This window comes from Tessaracoccus luoxuelianae (assembly GCF_055326245.1).
Genome location: NZ_JBUZNO010000003.1, coordinates 237,604 through 256,011, shown reverse-complemented (window position 1 = coordinate 256,011; position 18,408 = coordinate 237,604). Strand labels below are relative to the sequence as shown.

At 69.2% G+C, this 18,408-nt stretch carries 15 protein-coding genes; 3 read left to right on the top strand and 12 right to left on the bottom strand.

Features of this window, described 5'->3' with window-relative positions; genetic code table 11:
• From ACZK39_RS06165 to ACZK39_RS06135, 7 genes are all read right to left on the bottom strand, one after another.
• The gene (locus ACZK39_RS06165) at positions 1–2,664 is read right to left on the bottom strand and encodes a LysM peptidoglycan-binding domain-containing protein (protein ID WP_459055730.1); all 2,664 of its coding nucleotides are present in this window, start codon (positions 2,662–2,664) and stop codon (positions 1–3) included.
• A 36-nt stretch (positions 2,665–2,700) separates the two neighbouring features.
• Positions 2,701–2,883: a hypothetical protein gene (locus ACZK39_RS06160; protein ID WP_182781000.1), complete on the bottom strand. Its 183-nt coding sequence runs from the start codon at positions 2,881–2,883 to the stop codon at positions 2,701–2,703.
• 111 nt (positions 2,884–2,994) lie between these two features.
• Complete coding sequence (locus ACZK39_RS06155) at positions 2,995–3,870, bottom strand: type II secretion system F family protein (protein WP_463612846.1); 876 nt, start codon at positions 3,868–3,870, stop codon at positions 2,995–2,997.
• Entirely contained in the window at positions 3,867–4,724 is an 858-nt protein-coding gene (locus ACZK39_RS06150) for a type II secretion system F family protein (protein ID WP_463612845.1), read from the bottom strand. Before ACZK39_RS06150 ends, ACZK39_RS06155 begins: the two co-directional genes overlap by 4 nt.
• Positions 4,715–6,175 (bottom strand): TadA family conjugal transfer-associated ATPase, encoded by a 1,461-nt coding sequence (locus ACZK39_RS06145; RefSeq protein WP_463612844.1) that lies wholly within the window; start codon positions 6,173–6,175, stop codon positions 4,715–4,717. Before ACZK39_RS06145 ends, ACZK39_RS06150 begins: the two co-directional genes overlap by 10 nt.
• A complete protein-coding gene (locus ACZK39_RS06140; protein WP_463612843.1) occupies positions 6,172–6,972 on the bottom strand; it encodes a hypothetical protein in 801 nt (266 codons plus the stop codon). Before ACZK39_RS06140 ends, ACZK39_RS06145 begins: the two co-directional genes overlap by 4 nt.
• A complete protein-coding gene (locus tag ACZK39_RS06135) occupies positions 6,972–7,616 on the bottom strand; it encodes a CpaB family protein (RefSeq protein WP_463612842.1) in 645 nt (214 codons plus the stop codon). Before ACZK39_RS06135 ends, ACZK39_RS06140 begins: the two co-directional genes overlap by 1 nt.
• Positions 7,617–7,807: 191 nt before the next feature.
• On the opposite strand from ACZK39_RS06135, the gene ACZK39_RS06130 reads away from it, so the two are divergent.
• From ACZK39_RS06130 to ACZK39_RS06120, 3 genes are all read left to right on the top strand, one after another.
• Complete coding sequence (locus ACZK39_RS06130; RefSeq protein ID WP_463612841.1) at positions 7,808–8,650, top strand: hypothetical protein; 843 nt, start codon at positions 7,808–7,810, stop codon at positions 8,648–8,650.
• Positions 8,651–8,694: 44 nt separating this feature from the next.
• Positions 8,695–9,753 (top strand): NAD(P)-dependent alcohol dehydrogenase, encoded by a 1,059-nt coding sequence (locus ACZK39_RS06125; RefSeq protein WP_463612840.1) that lies wholly within the window; start codon positions 8,695–8,697, stop codon positions 9,751–9,753.
• Positions 9,754–10,159: 406 nt separating this feature from the next.
• Positions 10,160–11,473 (top strand): MFS transporter, encoded by a 1,314-nt coding sequence (locus ACZK39_RS06120; protein WP_463612839.1) that lies wholly within the window; start codon positions 10,160–10,162, stop codon positions 11,471–11,473.
• Positions 11,474–11,492: 19 nt separating this feature from the next.
• On the opposite strand, the gene ACZK39_RS06115 is transcribed toward ACZK39_RS06120, so the two are convergent.
• The 5 genes from ACZK39_RS06115 to chvE form a co-directional block, all read right to left on the bottom strand.
• Positions 11,493–12,473 (bottom strand): ribose-phosphate diphosphokinase, encoded by a 981-nt coding sequence (locus tag ACZK39_RS06115; protein WP_182780992.1) that lies wholly within the window; start codon positions 12,471–12,473, stop codon positions 11,493–11,495.
• Between the two features lie 138 nt (positions 12,474–12,611).
• Positions 12,612–14,015: a hypothetical protein gene (locus ACZK39_RS06110; RefSeq protein WP_463612838.1), complete on the bottom strand. Its 1,404-nt coding sequence runs from the start codon at positions 14,013–14,015 to the stop codon at positions 12,612–12,614.
• A gap of 324 nt (positions 14,016–14,339) precedes the next feature.
• Positions 14,340–15,515 (bottom strand): multiple monosaccharide ABC transporter permease, encoded by a 1,176-nt coding sequence (gene mmsB, locus ACZK39_RS06105; protein ID WP_463612837.1) that lies wholly within the window; start codon positions 15,513–15,515, stop codon positions 14,340–14,342.
• Complete coding sequence (gene mmsA / locus ACZK39_RS06100; RefSeq protein WP_459018216.1) at positions 15,515–17,053, bottom strand: multiple monosaccharide ABC transporter ATP-binding protein; 1,539 nt, start codon at positions 17,051–17,053, stop codon at positions 15,515–15,517. The genes mmsB and mmsA overlap by 1 nt, the downstream gene beginning before the upstream one ends.
• Before the next feature lie 78 nt (positions 17,054–17,131).
• Positions 17,132–18,283: a multiple monosaccharide ABC transporter substrate-binding protein gene (gene chvE / locus ACZK39_RS06095; RefSeq protein WP_463612836.1), complete on the bottom strand. Its 1,152-nt coding sequence runs from the start codon at positions 18,281–18,283 to the stop codon at positions 17,132–17,134.
• Positions 18,284–18,408: the final 125 nt, after the last annotated feature.

Sequence of the window (18,408 nt, the reverse complement as noted above, 5' to 3'; positions counted from 1 at the left end):
TCACGCCTCGGGGGCCCCCGCCATTGCGCGGCGGGCCGACGGTGCGTGGAGCGCGGCCTGGATTCGCCTGGAGAGGTCCGGCGCCAGGTCACGGCCCTCGGCGCGGGCCGTCCGGGTCAGGGCCACCGCGGCGCCGTTGGCCTCGGAGGAACGACCGGCCAGGGCGAGGGCCAGGATCTCCCGCGATGCGAGGGCGTCGTTCGAGGGCGCAGCGAGACGTCCCCTTCGTACCGCCCAGAGGGCGGCCTCGGCCGCGCTGCGCTCCAGCGCCCGGTCCGCCAGCACACTGGCCGCGTCCACGACCATGGACACCATGTCCGAGCGCAGCTGGTGCGCCCAGCCCCATTGGAACTCGAAGGAGCCAAGGGGCTCGCCGCGCACCAGGCGCAGCGCCGCCACGAGAGCAGCGTCCGAGGACAGGTTCACGCCACCGCTCAGCATGGTGCGGAACTGCTCCCAGTCCGAGGACACCCTCGGATCCAGCGACACCCTCCCCGAGTACGCATCCGGCAGGTACTGCACCCCGTCCGGGGCGTCGCCCAGCCAGCTGCGCAGGCGGCTGGTGTTGGAGCGCCGGGTGGTCTCAGCGATCAGCAGCGCGCGCGTCATGGCCGTCGGCGTGGATCCGGGGTTCTCCAGGAGCCAGGCGCAGTACTCGAGGCACTGGCCCACGGCGCGCCCAGGAACGTCTCCGGCGGCGCCGATCAGGTCCGGATCCCCGAGGAGGAGCAGCATCGGGTGCTCGGGAGTGCTGAGCCGTCCGGTCATGGGGGCGTCCTCGTACGGTCTGGGTGAGTGCGGAAGGGGCGTCACGTTGGGGGGAAGCTCGTCCTCCGAGCGCCACCACGGAGCCTGCTCTGTGTCTGTGCTGCCGGCTGCGCGGAACAGTTCAAGCACTGCCCTGCGGGCCGGCTGGGTCAGCAGTTGGGGCGTGAACGACTGACCCCGCCAGGTGCCTGAGCGATCATCGACCGTCACGGGGTGCGAGCCGAGCTGGGTGGCGGACTCCGATCCGACGACCACGCTCACGCCCACCTCACCGAGGGCGAGGGCATCGGCGATGGCATCCAGCTGCACCGGGTTCACCGTCGACACGAACACCACCACCACCGGCTGCCACACGCCGGCCAGGTCCGCGTCCTCGCGGAGCTGGGGGAGGGTGCGACCGGCCATGGCGAGGCGCCGTTGGCTGCAGAGTCTGGTGAGGGCCAGGACGCCGTCCTCGACGGTGTGCGTGGCGCTGATCCGGGGATCATCCAGGGCGTCGGCCCATTCGGTGCCGCCCACCAGGACAAGCTGCGTCTCATCGGCCCAGGGCGCGCAGCTGAGGCCCGTCACCACAGCGGCCAGCGCCGACGCCGTAGCCGGCCCGGTGAGGATCAGCGCCCGCTCCCGCTCCACGTCCGCCGCGACCGTCTCGCCCTCAGCGGTCCACCCGAGGACGACGGCGGTGGCCGACTGCCCTGGCTCCGCCTCCTCCGCCCGCCTCGCCAGCGCCGCCCAGAAGCGGGCGAGTGGAGGTGAGACCGGGATGGCTCTGCGGCCCATCGCACGGCCGAGAAGCTGCAGGCGACGCCGTGAGGCCAGGCCCGCCACGATGCCGCTGGCCAGGATGGCTCCGATGGGGCCGAGCACCTCGGCCACGCCGTCGTCCGCGTCAACCATCGAGGACACGGCGGCCGCGGCTTCGTCGGCGCGCTCAGATGGGGCAACGGTGGGTGGACCGGGGAGCGGGTCCTCGGCACCTTCGTCCGGCCGCGGAGTGGCCGGCGGGCGGCTGGGCGTGGAGGTGTCGGTGGGGTCACTGAGCGAGGACTCAACCGCGACTTCGTCAGGAAGGGGATCCGCCGGCGCCGCAGCCACTGGGACAACCTCGACGACCGGCTCAGCGGCAACTGGGACGCTGAGGACCCAACCGGTGTCGATCTGGTCCGGGTCTGCGATGCGCTGTTGATTGAGCCGGTGGATCTCCGGCCACCGCTCGGGATCCCCGAGCTCGTCCGCCGCGATGGACCACAGCGTGTCACCCTCCTCCACCACCATCTCCTCCACGGCACCCACGGCGGCTTCCTCGGGGAGGACCAGCCGCCTCCCGGCCTCGAGCCGAGTGGACTCAGTGAGCCCTGGGTTCAGGGCCACCAGCTCCCGCCAGCGGCCTCCCTCGCCCAGCTCCTGCTCGGCCACCCCCCACAGTTCGTCGCCCGGCTGGACCAGGTAGGTGCGTGACCCTGCCGCCTCATCCGACACGGAGGCCTCGGCGCGGGCCGAGACCGACGCGCGCCCCCCGGACGCATCAGCGGGGCCACCAGGCGCCGCGACCGTGTCGGCCACCGCCGCGTTGGGCGCCGCGACAGCCGCCAACACCAGCGCCCCGATGACTGGACGGAGCCAGCCGGTGCCCGGCAGAGCCACCGCGACCCGCCGTCGGGTGGCCACGGACAGCAGCTCGAAGACGACGGTGAGGGCCAGGACCGCCCACGCCACCCAGCCCACCACGCTCAGCGCGGCCACGACCAGGCGGCTGTCCATCGCCACGAAGAGCGACGTGGCCCAGTCCGCGTTGAGGAGCGCCGTCGGATTCCCCACCTGGAGCAGCAGCCACGGGATGCCGATCAGGAGGAAGGCGAGTGCCAGCGTGGCGCCGAGGGCGCGGATGAGCCTCATGGCCCTGCCTCCTCGCCGGCTGAGTGCGCGCGCATGTCAGCTGGGGAGGCGGTCTGTGACGTACGCGGTGATGGCGGTGATGACCACCAGGGCGATGGCGGCGGCGCCCGCGAGCAGGATGGCGTTCTCCGTGCTCTGGCTGAGGCCTCGCTCATCGCGCTCGCGGGGCAGGTGACGAAGGGTGACGAGCAGCCCGACGAGGTGATGGATGGGTGACATGGGAACCTCCTGGTGATGATTGTGGTGGGGGGCAGTGCCAGTTCTTGAGTTATCCACAGGTGCGGGCGAAAGAGTAGATAGTCGTCCACAGTTGTGGTCCGGGTCTTGACATCAGGTGGCCAACAGCTTCAGCAGCGGCGGAACCAGGAGGGCAAGACCGAGAATCAGGGCGGGGATGGTCATCCACAGCGACATCGCCTCGCTCGCCTCCTGCGCGGCGGTGCGTTGGGCGCCCAGGTGGGCGTCGCGCAGCTCGCGCGCCCGAGCCTGAAGGACGTCCGCCAGGCCCGCGCCCTGCTCCTCCAACTGCATGACGTCCGCGAAGTCCGCCAGCTCCGGCACGTTCCATTCCCGGGCCACCTCCCGCAGCTCGGACCATGGCTGGGACTGCTCCATGCGGGCGCGTTCGAGGCCGGATGAGATCCTCCGGAAGAGGGGCGAATCGGAGACACCAGCCGCGCTCGCCGCCGCCTGCGCGGCCGACGAGTTGGCCAACCGCTCCAACACGACGAGATCGAAGAACGTGTGGATGCCGTCGGTGGCGGCGCGGCGTTCCTGCTCCGCCCCGCCGCGGAGCCGCAGGTCAGCAACGAAGTAGCCGACCACTGCGGCCACGAGGCCGATGGCCAGGGGCGCGGGGCCTGGTGAGCCGCCGAACGCCATCTGAGACGCGGCCCACACCACCGGGAGCAGGAGCCCGGCCGCCGTCCAGACGAGCTTCTCGACGAAGAAGTCCCCCACGCTGCGGCCCTGCATGAGCAGCAACTGCTGCTGGCGGGCGGTCAGCGGGAGCCTGAGGCGCCTGTGCACCCGTTCGCCCAGCGCCTCCACGCCGACGGCGGGCGCCGACGCCGACGCCGTCGGCTGACGACTGTCCAGGAGAGCCAACGCGTCTCCCAGCCGCACCGGGGGAGTGGTGAAGCCCCGCACCATCACGACGGCGCCCAGGCCGGCCACCATGCCGAATCCGATTGCCGCCCCGATCACTGCGCGCTCCGGAGGAAGCGGGGCGCCACGGGCGGCACCGTCATGCGGCGCAGCATCACGAGGCAGCCCAGGTAGGCGGCGGCCAGTCCGAGCGCGATCAGCTGGCCGAGGGGGGTGGTGTATGGGGCGAAGAACTGCGGATTCATCACCAACGCCCCGACGAGCACGCCCAGGGTGATGAAAGTCACCTGCTTGACCACGGCGCGGGGCTTGGCGCGCTCGGCGGAGATCTCGCGCAGCGCGGCGAGGCGTGCCTGGATGCTGTCGGAGATGGCACCGAGGGTGGCCCGCGCGCCCGCGCCGCCCTTCGCGGAGGCGATGGTCAGGGCCGCCACCACCGCGTCCGCGTCTGCGGAGGCCAGCTCGTCGGCCATGGCGAACAGCGCATCCCGGGCCTGCCAGCGCTGATCCAGGCGCGTGCACAGCCGTGCGACGGGCTCGCGCAGCACCGGCGCCACCTGCTGGCGGGTGCTGAAGATGGCGTCCCGGATGGATCTGCCCGAGGACAGGGAGGTGGCGATCAGCCTCACCCAGCGGTCCAGGGCGGCCAGGATCTCGATCTCGCGGTTGGGCGGCGCGCTCAGCAGCAGGGGAATGGCGATGGAGATGGCGGGCAGCAGGATCAGCGCCATCACCGATCCGGTCGCGAGGCCGGCCACCACCCCTGCGGCGCCGGCGGCCGCCAACCAGCCCCTCCGTGCCCTCGACAGGCCTGTCCACCACCGCGACACTCTTGCCCACAGGCCTGTGGACTTCTGTGTGGATAACCGCTCAGCGCGGCGCCAGCCGAGCCCCACCAGCAGCAGACCCAGGCCCAGCGTCGATCCGGACAGCGCCGCCAGGATCACCCCCACGGGCCGGCCCCGTCGAACTGCGCCAACTCCGCCGCCATCGCCGCCTCAGGCTGGAAGAGCTCGGGCTGGGTGGGTGTGGCCGCGCGGTAGACCAGGTGCGTGGCCGGCCTGCCCGCCTCGACGGATCCGGTGAGCTGCCTCACCTCAGAGACGAACCGGACTCTCGTGCCGCCACGCCAGGCGTCGTCGCGGAGCGTGACGTGGACGATGAAGTTGAGGTGATGGGCGATCTGATGCATCGCGTCCTCGACGCTCAGCACCCGGCCCTGCGCCACCCTGGCCGCCAGGCGGTCGATCGTCGACGACGCCGAATGCGAGTGCGTCGTGGCCAGGCATCCCGCGCCGGACTGCATGGCTTCAAACATTGCGCCCGCCTCCGAGCCACGCACCTCGCCCACGACGATCCGGGTGAGGTTCTGCCGCAGCGCCTCCGGGATGAGATCCGCCACCGAGTAGGACCCCACGCTGGTCCCGCCAGCCATCTCGCCCATCCCCACCCTGGCCTGCAGCGCCAGGATGTTGCGACGGTTGCCCAGCAGGTGGGTGAGCAGCTCATAGTCCGTCTCCAGCGTGCCGAACCGCTCCGTGGGATGGATGGCCGCGATCAGTGCACGCAGCAGTGTGGTCTTGCCCGCGCCCTGGTCTCCCGAAATGACGATTGACTTTCGCGCCATCACCGCGCTCTGCAGCAGGCGCGCCACGTGCGGCGGCAGCATCCCGTCGTCTGCCAACTCGCCCAGGGTGACGTCGGTCAGGAGATGCTGCCGGATGACCACGCTCGGCCTGAACGACAGCCCGAACCCGATGGCGTGCAGCCGGAAGCGATTGCCCAGGGCCAGCGTCATGGTGGGGTGCAGGTCGTCGAACGGCCTCGGCGGTGAGGCGGTCTGACCCAGGAAGCGGATGGCGTCCACCAGCTCCTCGTCGGTGTCCGCGACGGCGGCGTGCGCCTCGCGGTGACCGTCGCCGTACTGCACGGTGACGGTGTCGCAGCCGTGGATCTCGATGTTCTCGGCGTCTCGGATCTCGAACAGCGGCTGGAGCCGGCCATAGCCGAAGATGGCGTTGTCCACCGCGTCGACGTAACGCAGCTCCAGCTCGAGCGGCCACAGGGCCTCCCCGGCCTCGCCGAGGCTCTGCGCCCGGGAGTGCACGACGCTGCGGATGATGGCGCGCCCGCGGACCCGGCGGTCCTCCTCGGGCATGGGCTGGTTGCGGCTGGCCTGCCACTCGGCGGAGGCGTTGGAGATGAGCTCCACCGCCTCGCGCCGCAGCCCGACGACGAGCTGCCAGTCCACGTCCTGGGGGACGGATGGCCCGCCTGCCGACGGCGCGGCGGCCCTGCGGGCGGACGAGGGATCAGGGGCCGGCGCCGAGGGCCCGGGGTCCGCCGGCAAGAGCCCCAGCCTGCCCAGCGCCCCCGCCAGCGGAGGGAGTTGTCCGACGCTCATGAAGCCCTCACCGTCACCGCGGCCGTGGCCTGGCGGGTGCGGGTGAGGCGCTCCGACAGTGCCTTCGCGTCCGCCCGGAAGCTGCCCATGAACCCACCTTCGTGGAACCGCCTCGGCTCGACGGCGCCGTCGCTCAGCACCTCGGCCTGCCGCGGGTCCCACGACGGCTCCAGCCAGCAGGGGAGGCCGAACTGCGCCGCGATCTCTCCCGCCGCGTAGGGCCGGCCCGGGCCCACCACGGCCAGGCCCGCCGTCGTGGGGGACGGCATGGAGCGCAGCTGCTCCTCCAGCGTGGCCAGATGGATCCTGGCCGCGGCGAGCGAGCGCAGCGACGACCTCACGCACACCACGACGGCGTCCGCCGCGGCGAGCAGGCCCAGCGGCAGCCCCGCCGACGAGATCCGTCCGCCGTCGATCAGCACGTCGATCCCGCGGTCGTCGAGGGAGGCCAACGCCTCGCCCAGTGGGCCCCACACGTGCTCGAACAGCCTGGGCGCGCCCGCCGTCGAGAATCCGGGGAGGAACCTCCGCTCCCGGTCCCCTCCCTGGGTGAGGGGCAGCGTGTGCCGCCAGAGCTCTGGCGCCAGCGGGGTGCCCTCCCGGTGGAGTTGGGCCACGGACATCAGCCCCCGCCCGCCGTGATCCATGCCGCGGAGGTAGCCGGCCTGGATGGCCTGGGCAGCGTCTCTGTCACAGTCCGCCACCAGCGAGTGTCGCGGCCAGACCAGGCCGAGCGCCAAGGCGGTGGTGGTGACCCCGGGCGAGCCGGTGGCCGAGGTGAGCAGGACAACGGCCATCACTGCCCCCTGACCACGACGACGGCGAGGAGGTCCGCAGCGGAGAGCCGCGCCACGGAATCCGCGTCTGAATCGGAGACCCGGACGTCCAGGGAGAAGCTGGCCCCGTCGTCGAGGAGCACGGGCGAGCTGGCGACGACCGCCTGGGCAGCGGTGTTCGTGCCCTCCAGGAGTCCGACGAGGCGCACCGCGGTGCCTGGCGGCATGTCAGCGGTGGGCAGCTTGCCGAGCGGGAGACGCAGCCCGATGAGGGCCTGCCCGCTGGGCAGGGGTTCCTCGCCGACGTGGCGCGCGAGCGGGAACGCCCCCTGCGGGAGGTCCGTCAGCGAGCGCTGCCCGACGAGGCCCGGCAGCTCCGCCGCGCCAAGGGCCTCGACGCCGAGGCTCTCGGGGACCTCGAGGACCGCAAGATCATCCCGCTCGATCGCGTCTCCGCGGCGCACGTCGGCGGCCATCACGACGACCGCGCGATGGTCCGCGTTCATGGAATAGAGGGTTGCGGCGCCGAGCCCGCCGAGCGCCACGAGCATCGCTCCCAGGGCAATCAGCTTGGGGCTGCGGCGTGCGCGCAGCTGGACCTCGGCCGGCCGGGGCGCGGCGGGCGCAGCGGGTTCCGGCGTGTGTGGCCGTTTCTGATCGTGCATCGGGCCTCCCTTCCGGCCGCAAATGTAAGAGGAGCAGAGGGTCACTTCGGAGTCCAGAACCCGGATGTGGACAAGTTCGCCCCATTTGAACGATTTATCCACACCCTTATCCCCAGAGTCCTGTGAACGAAGCACACCAGCTTGACTATCTGAGAATCCTGAGAGATTCTTGGGGTCGTTGACTGTGAAGAGTGGGAGAGCTTGTGCGCAAGTGGATCGCAGCGTTGACGGCCTCCCTGGTCGTCGCCGCGGGTTCCGTCGTCGCCACCTCTGCCCAGGCGCTGCCCATCGCCCCCGCCCCAGTGGCGTCAGTGACCGGGATCCCCACCCCGTGCCCCTCGACGAAGCCCTACCCGGCTGACGCGTCGATCGAGCAGCTCAAGGAGCAACTCGCGGCCACCTTCGGCTTCAAGCTCGCCGGTTCCCAGTGGACCGAGCAGCGCAGGCCCTCCATCAAGATCCTGTGGGAGACCCTGGACGCGGTGGAGTGCACCACCTACCGCGCGGATCTCCAGGCCAACGTGCACGGCGCTCTCGGCCTCAACGCCGCCCACATCTCCGGCTATGCCTGGGGTGACTGGAGCCTGACGAAGACCAACTACGTCACGCTGGACTTCGCGAAGTTCCAGCGCGCGCTGGACAGCGGCGACGAGGGCCGCCTCGTGCGCCTCGTGATCCACGAGCTCGGCCACGTGCGGAACTCGGACCGCTACGAGAACCCCGAGTACTGGACGGTGTTCACCAAGCTCTTCGCCCGCGAGGGCCGGTTCAGCGAGTACGCGGGCCGCAGCGTCACGGAGACGTTCGCAGACGTCGTCGGCTACTACGTCGGCCGCTGCGCGCTGGACAATCCGTACGATTCAGGCAAGCACGCCGCGTACTACGACTACGCGAAGACCTATATCTTCGGCGGCAAGGAGTTCGGCCCCGCGCCGGGCGTCGCGCCCAGCTGCACGCTGCCCTCCGCGACGGCCGAGGAGCCGGCGCCGGGCGCCGAGGTCGCGGCGTGGATGGAAGGTCTCGGCGGCGAGTAGAAGCTGACGGGGTAGCATCGCAAGCTGTCCCACGGATCTGCTTCATGGAGGAAGTCATGCCCGACGTCGCCGCCTACGCCATCGATTCACCCACCGGCCGCTATCACAGGACCACCATCAGCCGTCGCGAGCCGGGCCCCACCGAGGTGTACTTCGACATCGCGTACACGGGCATCTGTCACTCGGACATCCACACCGCCCGCGGCGAGTGGGGGCCCATCCACTACCCGTTCGTCGGCGGCCACGAGATCGCGGGCGTCGTCAGGCAGGTGGGCTCGGAGGTGACGAGGTTCCAGGTGGGTGATCGCGTTGGCGTCGGCTGCTTCGTCGATTCCTGCCGCACCTGCGAGATGTGCCTCCAGGGTGAGGAGCAGTTCTGCACCGGCCGGCCAGGCGCGGTCTGGACCTACAACGGGACCGGTCGCGACGGGCTGCCCACCGACGGCGGCTACTCGCAAGGCATCACCGTGGAGCAGGACTACCTGATGCGCGTGCCGGAGCAGATGCGCCTCGAGCACGCCGCCCCCCTGATGTGCGCCGGCATCACGCTCTACTCCCCGCTGAAGCGTTGGGGCGCCGCGCCTGGCAAACGGGTGGGCATCGTCGGCATGGGCGGCCTCGGTCACATGGGCGTGCAGATCGCGGCGGCCATGGGGGCCGAGACCATCGTTCTCGGCCGCACTCTGGCCAAGCGCGACGACGGGCTCAAGCTCGGCGCCACGGACTACGTGTCCACGCAGGATCGCGGGGTGGTGAAGTCTCTCCGGGGCTCGTTCGACCTGATCGTCACCACCGTCTCCGACGGCGTCGAGCTGGATTCGCTACTCAAACTGCTCAAGGCGCACGGGGTGCTGGTCAACGTCGGCCTGCCGGAGAACGCGTCGTCGGTGCACCTCGGCGTGCTCACCGGGCAGGCCCGGGTGCTGGCCGGATCGAACATCGGTGGGATCCGGGAGACGCAGGAGATGCTGGACTTCTGCGCTGAGAACGGGCTCGCGCCTATCGTCGAGATCATCGGCGCGGACCAGATCGACGAGGCGTACGACAATGTCGTCGCGTCGAAGGTCCGCTACCGCTACGTGATCGACATCGCCACCATCTGAGGTCAGGTTGGCGCCTGTCTTCCGTCACGACGCCTGTCTTCCGTCACGACGCCTGTCTTTCGTCACGACGCGCCTGCGCTAGGTCTCGTGGCCTGTCCTAGAGGGCAGGCGACCGGGACGAAGGCAGGCGCCTCGGACCGGGCGACGGTATCACCGGGCCTCGGATGCGTGTCACCCACCCCGAGCGTTGGCCGGGAGTGCCCGGTGAGACGATGGAGGGGTAGGAACGGCGTCCACCGTTCCTGCGGCCGGCCGGTCGGCCCGGCGCTTTCCCGGCAACCGGGCCGACCCCCGACGACGACGTCGGCCGCCGGTGCCTCTGTTGCCCACGGTTGCCGCGACAGCCCAGCCGCGGGCGTGGGTTCATCAGTCATCGGCATAGGATCGTCCCGGGAGGTCACGCGTGGTGGCGAGCGGATACGGTCGAGCGGCCTGGGTGGTCTGGGGAGTCGGCGTTTTCGGGTACTCGCTGGCGGTCATGCACCGTGCCGCCCTCGGCGTCGCGGGGCTTGAGGCGGCGGATCATTTCGGCACCACTCCCGGCATCATCTCCACCTTCGTCGTGCTGCAACTCGCCACGTATGCGCTTGCCCAGGTGCCCGTCGGCCTGCTGCTCGACAGGTACGGTTCCCGCCTCATGCTCACCGGCGGAACCCTCGTCATCGCCGGCGGGCAGGCGATGCTCGCCACCACCGACGACCTGTCCACGGCCTACGTCGCCAGGGTGCTGCTCGGCATCGGCGACGCCTGCATGTTCAACTCCGTGCTCAGACTCCTTCCCCGCTGGTTCGCGCCGCAGCGCGTCCCCGTGCTCAGCCAGGTCACGGGCATGGTCGGCGCACTGGGCCAGATCGCGGCGGTGGGCGCGGTCCTTCCGCTGATCAAGCTCATGGGCTGGCAGACGGGCCTACTCATCACAGTGGCCTTCAGCGTCCTGGCCGCAGTGCTCGTGATGGCGTGGGTGCGCGACGCTCCCCCCGGGCAGGCGTCGGCGGTGGTGGTGGACCCCATTCGCGAAATCCCCGGCCGGATCAGAGGGGTCTCCATGCACCCCGCCACCCAACTCGGCTTCTGGGTGCATTTCACCTCTGGATTCTCCAGCATCACCTTCGTGTTCATGTGGGGGATCCCGTACCTCGTCGTCGGCCAGGGAATGTCGCAGGCCGAAGCGGGCGTGCTCTTCGCGCTGCTCTCGGTGGCATCGATGGTGGCCGGCCCCGTCGTCGGGTCGCTCACCGCCCGGCACCCGCTGCGGCGCAGCACCCTGGTGATGATCCTGGTGTGGGCCGTCATCGCGTGCTGGGCGGCCGTGCTGCTGTGGCCGGGGCGCGCCCCGCTACCGCTGCTGGTCCTGCTGGTGCTCGCGCTGGCGGTGGCGGGCCCCGGCACCGGGGTGGGCTTCGACTTCCCCCGCACCAACCTCCCGGTGACCCGGCTCGGGGCCGCCAACGGCATCGTCATCGCGGGCGGCTTCGTGGGCGGCACCGTGCTCATCCTGATCATGGGCCTCTTCCTGGACTGGCTCTCGGGGGGCAGCGCCTACACCCCGGAGCAACTCCGCCTCGCGTGGCTGCTCCAGATCCCCTTCTTCGCGGTGGGGATCGTAGGTATCCAGCTCAGTAGGCGACGCCTGCGCCGGTTGATGGCGGAGGAGGGCGTCGTCGTGCCGTCGTGGCGCGAGGTGGCGCGCCGAATCCGAGACCGGCGCGTCGAGGACTAGCGACGAGGGCTAAAAGGGGCTAAAAGAGGCCTTCTGGCAGCGGGGGCGGTGCATAGGACGGGTCCACGTCGTTGAACAGCTTGCTCACCGAGCGGCCGTTGTGGATGCGGTCGATGGCGTCGGCGAACAGTCCCGCTACGCTCAGCACCGTCAGGCCGGGGAAGTTCTCGGGCGGGGGCACGGTGTTGGTGGAGACCACCTCCACGATCCGCGACACGTTCTGCAGCTTCTCCACGGCCTGGCCCGCGAACAGTCCGTGAGTGCACGCCACCGACACCTCTTCGCAGCCGAAGTCCCCTAGCCGGGTGACGATCTCGACGATGGAGCCTCCGGTGGCGATCTCGTCGTCCAGCACGATGGCCCGCTTGCCGGCCACGTCGCCGACGATGGCGTCGATGACCACGCGGTCGTCTGCTAGGCGCTGCTTGGACCCGGCCGCGACCGGCAGGTTGAGGAGGCGGGCCAGCAGCGTGGCCTGCTTCGCGTTCCCCAGATCCGGGGAGACCACGACGGTGTTGCTCAGGTCCCGATCCCGGTAGTGGTCCGCGATCACCCCCAGTGCGGTGAGGTGATCCACGGGAACCGAGAAGAAGCCGTGCACCTGGGGCGCGTGCAGGTTCATGGTGAGCACCCGGTCCACCCCTGCCGTGGACAGCATGTCTGCCACCAGCCGCCCGCCGATCGAGATCCGCGACGCGTCCTTCTTGTCCGAGCGCGCGTAGGCGTAGTGCGGCATCACGGCGGTGATCTGGCCGGCCGAGGCGCCGCGGGCCGCGTCGATCATCAGCAGGAGCTCCATCAGGTGGTCCTGCGTGGGCGGCACGAGCGGCTGCACGATGTAGACGTCGCGCTGGCGGCAGTTGGCCAGCAGCTGCGCCTGCAGGCAGTCGTTGCTGAAACGGGAGATCTTGACGCCTGAACGACGAAGACCCAGGTGGCTGCAGATCTCGTCGGCGAGCGCGGCGTGGGCCGACCCGGAGAACACGACAACGCCCTTCACAGGCTGCCCCTTCCGTTTGCCCCCAGCCTAATGGGCGACGGGGTATCGCGGGCCCCACCGATCACACGTTCCAGTGGGCAGCCCGTTCGGGGCGTCGCCGTCGCCTCACCTCCCGCAGCGCTCATCCGACGCGACCGCTCACACAAGCATGCGGGTGCCGGTGGGGGTGACTTCGTAGCGGTAGCCCAGGGGGCTGGACCAGTGGAGCTGGCTTGGTCTGGGTTGGTCGGCGCGCCAGGTGCGGGCCGTTTTCGCGCGGTGGACGCGTCGGGTGAGGGGGGCGAGGTTCCCGCTTCGGGTTTGCCTTCGGCGGCCGGGTGTGAAGGGGTGGGTGTGGTCCAGGTCCAGGCCGTCGGCTCGCCGCTTGGAGTAGGGGAACATTTCGTGGTCCATGCTCAGCAGGAGGGCCTTCTTCAACCCGGCCGATGGGGCGTAGTGGTCTTCGGCGGGGATTGCGGGCAGGTCGATCACAGGCTGCACCGTGACATCCAACCCGGGGAGGAGTTCGGCGAGGAGGGTGGTGGTGATGTGTCCGGCGCGGTCGATGCGGGCGGTGCCGGTGAGCTCGCCGAGGGCGTCGGCGTGGATGTGGACAGCCAGCTCCAGCTTGGGGCGGAGCTTGGCCAGTGGGGTGGTGATGGTGCCACACAACGCGCCGAGGCAGTGCGGATCATGACGCTGCCCGCCGTCAACAGGCGCAGGACCCGCAGGGCCGGCGCCGGTTGCCGCGATGCTCGGGGCGTTCGCTCTGGTGGGGGCCGGGGCAGTGTCGAGGGCGACGGCCAGGCCGTCGAGGAGGGCGGGCTGCGCCGCGTGCTGGAGAAGCGCCAGGGCGTAGGCCGGGTTGGCGAGCACTCCGAGGGCTTTGGCGCGCAGGATCGTCTTCGATGTGTCGGGCTGCTCGACAGCCAACAGGTCGGCGATGCGGTCGACGGCAGCATCCAGGTAGCGGGCGTCGAGCACATCCAAGCGGCCGGTGAGGTTCATCACCCCCTCGTGCAACCCCCACACGTGCACCCCGCGCGAGGCCCGCTGCCGCCGTTCGCGTTCCGCGGCGCGGGCCTGATCAGCCTCGATGATCATCTTCTTCAACAGCGTGAACGCGGCCGTCCAACCCAACCCGTCCTGCCTACCCAACCAGCGGTCGGTGACCGCATCGGCCCCCTCGACCGGCAGGTCCAGACACATCGACGCCGCCTTGCAGGCCCTGGCCGCCTCGATCCTGCCCTCCTGCACCGCCGCGTAGAGGCAGGGATGGCGGTGCTTCAGGCTCAAAGCATCTGCCAGCTTCGAGGCCGCCACAATGGGTGGGCAGCGCAGCAGGCCGGCCAGTTCGAGGCCGATGAACTCGGAGACGGCCGGGGTGCCGATGCCCCCGACCACGACCCTGCGCTCGGCGAGGACCTCAACGACCTGGTCGTAGTCAACCTCGTAGTGCTCCGCGAGGTCACACAGCAGGGTCAGGGTCTGGGCCTCGGCGAAGCGGCGCAGTTCGTCGGCGGAGCGCAACTGCTCCGCGATCTCACGCGCCTTGTCCTTCATGGGTTCCACGCTATGACCGACCACTGACATTTTCTGCTCCCAGCAGGGGCGCCCGGCAGAAATTCTTCGAGAAGTTTTTCTGGGGGTTGCGGTGGGGTCGGCGACGGTGTCGAGGCCTCGACGCGTCGGGCGAGTTGGCTTGTCGGCTCGCGTTTCTTAGGCTTCGAGGCCGCTTCGCGGCACCTCAGCCAGCGGGGAGGGCTCCAGCCCACTGCGCGGCACCTCAGCCAACGGGGAAGCCCTCGTCGCCGACCCGCGGCTCCTCAGCCAACGGGTAGGGGGAGCTCCGACTCGTAGGGTCTTCCGTGTCGCGTTGCGGACGGATCAGGCCTTGGCGGCCGCCGCCCGACGCTTGTTCCAAATGTCGAATGCCACTGCGAGCAGCAGCACCAGACCCTTGACGATCTGCTGGATGGACGTCTGGACGCCCATCAGCTGCATGCCGTTGCTCATGACGGCCATCACCAGGCCGCCGATCATGGCGCCGATCACGGTGCCGACGCCGCCGGTGACGGCAGCGCCACCGATGAAGCAGGCCGCGATCGCGTCCAGCTCGAACATGTTGCCCGCGCCAGGCTGGGCGCCGTTGGTGCGGGACGAGAACACCACGCCGGCGACGCCGGTGAGGAGACCCATGTGGACGTACACCCAGAAGATGGTCCGCTTGACCTTGACGCCCGAGAGCATGGCGGCGTTGATGTTGCCGCCGATGGCGTAGACGTGACGGCCGTAGATCGAGCTCTTGGACAGGAACGAGTAGATCAGGACCAGGACCGCCAGGATGATCAACACGATCGGGAAGCCGCGCGCGGTGGCGAGCTTCCAGGCGAAGAACATGATCACCACGGCCAGCAGGACGAGCTTGGCGACGAAGAGCGGCATGCCCTCCACCTCCTGCTCGTAGCGGATCCGGGCACGACGGCTGCGCCACTGCGTCCATGCGAAGCCGGCGACGGCGAACACGCCGATGAGCAGCGTGAACAGGTCGTAACCCATGCCGCCCAACAGTCCGTTGAGGAACCCGTTGGCGATCCGCTGGTACTCCCCGGTCATCGGCGACAGCGACACCGAACCCAGCACCAGGAAGGTCATGCCGCGGAACAGCAACATGCCCGACAGGGTCACGATGAAGCCGGGGATGCCGACGTAGGCCACCCAGAACCCGTGCCACGCGCCGATCATCAGGCCCACGACGAGTCCGGCGAGGACACCGACGAACCAGGGCATGTCCATCTTGATGATCAGCGTGGCCGACACCGCGCCGACGAGCGCGACGACCGAGCCCACGGAGAGGTCGATGTGGCCCACGACGATGACGAACAGCATGCCGATCGCCAGGATCAGGATGTAGGAGTACTGCAGGATCAGATTGCTGACGTTGGTGGGATCGAGCAGCATCCCGTTGGTCAGAATCGTGAACAGCGCCACGATCGCGACGAACGCGATGACGATGCCGGATTGGCGGAGGTTCTTCGAGAACAGATCCTTGATTCCGGTCATCAGGCGGCCTCCCTTTCTTTGGTCATGAGCTTCATGAGCTTCTCCTGGTCTGCCTCTGCCCGAAGGAGTTGGCCGGTGATGCGGCCGAAGGCCAGCGTGAAGATGCGATCGCAGATGCCGAGGAGCTCCGGGAGCTCCGAGGAGATCACGACGACGGCCTTCCCGGCGTCAGCGAGCGCGTTGATGATGGTGTAGATCTCGTACTTTGCCCCGACGTCGATGCCACGGGTGGGCTCGTCGAGGATCAGCACCTCGGGGGAGGTCATCATCCACTTGGACAGGACCACCTTCTGCTGATTGCCGCCGGAGAGCTGGCCCACGACGTTCATCACCGTGGGGGTCTTGATGCGCATCTCCTTGCGGTACCGCTCAGCGTTCTTGATCTCCTCATTGGAATTGACGACGCCGTTGCGCGCGATCCGGTCCAGCGACGCCGCCGAGATGTTGCGGCGGATATCGTCGATGAGGTTGAGCCCGTACCGCTTGCGGTCCTCGGTGGCATAGGCCAGCCCCGCCTCGATGGCCTGGTCCACCGAGTGGAGGTGGACCTCCTTGCCCTTGAGGAGGAGCCTGCCGGAGACCTTGCGCCCGTAGGCGCCTCCGAAGATGCTCATGGCCAGTTCGGTACGGCCGGCGCCCATGAGGCCGGCGATGCCGACGATCTCGCCCTTGCGGACGTCGAACGCCGCGTTGTCGGAGACCTTGCGACCGGCGACGGTGGGGTGCAGGACCGTCCAGTCCTCTACCCGCATCATCTCCTCGCCGATGTTGGGCGTGTGATCCGGGAACAGGTTGTCCAACTCACGGCCGACCATGCCTTTGATGATCCGTTCCTGGGTCATCTCGGGGCCCCGCTGCAGCGTCTCGATGGTCATGCCGTCGCGGATCACGGTTGTGGCGTCCGCGATGGCGATGATCTCGTTGAGCTTGTGCGAGATCATGATCGAGGTGATGCCCTGCCCCTTGAGGTGCCGGAGCAGGTCGAGCAGGTGGGCCGAATCCGTGTCGTTGAGGGCTGCGGTGGGCTCGTCGAGGATGAGCAGCTTGACCTGCTTGGAGAGCGCCTTGGCGATCTCCACGAGTTGCTGCTTGCCCACGCCGATCTGGTTGATCGGCGTCACCGGGTTCTCGTCCAGCCCGACGCGGGCCAGCAGCTTGGCCGCCTCCGCGTTGGTCTTGTGCCAGTTGATGCGCCCGCCCTCGACCTGTTCGTTGCCGAGGAAGATGTTCTCCGCGATCGACAGCAGGGGCACAAGCGCCAGCTCTTGGTGGATGATGACGATGCCGGCGTGCTCGGAGTCGTTGATCGAGCCGAAGCTGGACGGCTGGCCCTCGAAAATGATGTCACCCTCGTAGGTGCCGTGCGGGTAGACACCCGAGAGCACCTTCATGAGGGTGGACTTGCCGGCCCCGTTCTCGCCACAGATGGCGTGGATCTCGCCGCGCTTGACCTCAAGCGTGACGTCCGAGAGCGCCTTGACACCGGGGAATGTCTTGGTGATGTTGCGCATCTCGAGGATGGTTGAGGTGTCGTTCATGCGTCGCCTTTCGGGAAAGTCACACTTGGCGAGCGATGGCCCGGCTCGCGGGGAGCCGGGCCATCGTGGGTGCCTCGATCAGGCAACGCCCTTGTCGATCTGCTCCTGGGTCCAGTAGCCGGTGTCGACGAGAGCTTCGCCGATGTTGTCCTGCGTGACGGTGGCCACATCGAGGAGGTAGGACGGGACGACCTTCACGCCGTTGTCGTAATCGGTGGTGTTGTTCGCCTCGGGCTCGTCGCCGGCCAGCAGCGACTGGGCGGCCGTGACGGCCTGCTCGGCCAGCAGGCGGGTGTCCTTGAAGATCGTCGAGTACTGCACGCCGTCCTGGATGAGCTTGACGGAGGCGATCTCGGCGTCCTGGCCGGTCACGATCGGGAAGCCGTCAGCGACGGTGCCGGAGTAGCCGTTGTTCTGCAGGGCGGTGATGATGCCGCGGGACAGGCCGTCATAGGCCGACAGCACGCCGTCGATCTTGGTGTCGCCCTGGTAGTTGGCGGTGAGGAGGTCTTCCATGCGCTTCTGCGCGGTCTCCTGCTGCCAACGCAGCGTGGCGGCCTGTTCGATCTTCGTCTGGCCGGAGACGACGGTCATGGTGCCGTTGTCGATCTCGGGCTGGATGACGCTCATGGCGCCGTTGAAGAAGAAGTGGGCGTTGTTGTCGTCGAGCGAGCCGGCGAACAGTTCGATGTTGAACGGGCCTTCGCCGCGGGCCTTGAGGCCGTCGATGAGGGATTGGCCCTGCGCGACGCCGACCTTGAAGTTGTCGAACGAGACGTAGAAGTCGACGTTGCCGCTGTCGCGGATCAGGCGGTCGTAGGAGATGATCTTGATGCCCTGGTCGGCGGCGGTCTGCAGCTGGGGGGCGAGGGCGGTGCCGTCGATGGCGGCGATGATCAGGACCTTGACGCCCTGGGTGATCATCTGGTCGATCTGCTGGCTCTGGGTGGGGATGTCGTCGTTGGCGAACTGGAGGTCCACCTCGAAGCCGGCCTCTTCGAGCTGCGACTTGACGGCCTCGCCGTCGGCGATCCAACGCTCTGAGGTCTGGGTGGGCATCGACACGCCGACGCTGCCGCCCTCTTCGCCTGCGGGGGCGCTGGTGCTGGCGCTGGGGTCCGCGCCACCGGAGGTGGCGGGGGCGGTGGTGCTGCCGGCGCCGCCGCCACCGCACGCGGTGAGAGCGAAAGCCATCAGCACGCCCGCGGTTGCGGTCATGAGCTTGTTCATTTTCATTCGTTCCTCCTGAGAACGTTCACTTCGAGCGGTCCGACGCCGCCCTGTGGGTGCATGTGGAAGCGTGTGGCGGAGCGCTGAGCGCGCGGGCTGATCCTCGACCGAAGCCCACGGCAGGG

Bases quoted from the DNA above. Each gene is read 5' to 3' on its own strand.
- ACZK39_RS06125 (WP_463612840.1), top strand. From the start codon at position 8,695: ATGGAGGAAGTCATGCCCGACGTCGCCGCCTACGCCATCGATTCACCC.
- mmsB (WP_463612837.1), bottom strand. From the start codon at position 15,515: ATGACCGGAATCAAGGATCTGTTCTCGAAGAACCTCCGCCAATCCGGC.
- ACZK39_RS06135 (WP_463612842.1), bottom strand. From the start codon at position 7,616: ATGCACGATCAGAAACGGCCACACACGCCGGAACCCGCTGCGCCCGCC.
- ACZK39_RS06110 (WP_463612838.1), bottom strand. From the start codon at position 14,015: ATGAAGGACAAGGCGCGTGAGATCGCGGAGCAGTTGCGCTCCGCCGAC.
- ACZK39_RS06140 (WP_463612843.1), bottom strand. From the start codon at position 6,972: ATGGCCGTTGTCCTGCTCACCTCGGCCACCGGCTCGCCCGGGGTCACC.
- mmsA (WP_459018216.1), bottom strand. From the start codon at position 17,053: ATGAACGACACCTCAACCATCCTCGAGATGCGCAACATCACCAAGACA.
- ACZK39_RS06145 (WP_463612844.1), bottom strand. From the start codon at position 6,175: ATGAGCGTCGGACAACTCCCTCCGCTGGCGGGGGCGCTGGGCAGGCTG.
- ACZK39_RS06165 (WP_459055730.1), bottom strand. From the start codon at position 2,664: ATGAGGCTCATCCGCGCCCTCGGCGCCACGCTGGCACTCGCCTTCCTC.
- chvE (WP_463612836.1), bottom strand. From the start codon at position 18,283: ATGAACAAGCTCATGACCGCAACCGCGGGCGTGCTGATGGCTTTCGCT.
- ACZK39_RS06160 (WP_182781000.1), bottom strand. From the start codon at position 2,883: ATGTCACCCATCCATCACCTCGTCGGGCTGCTCGTCACCCTTCGTCAC.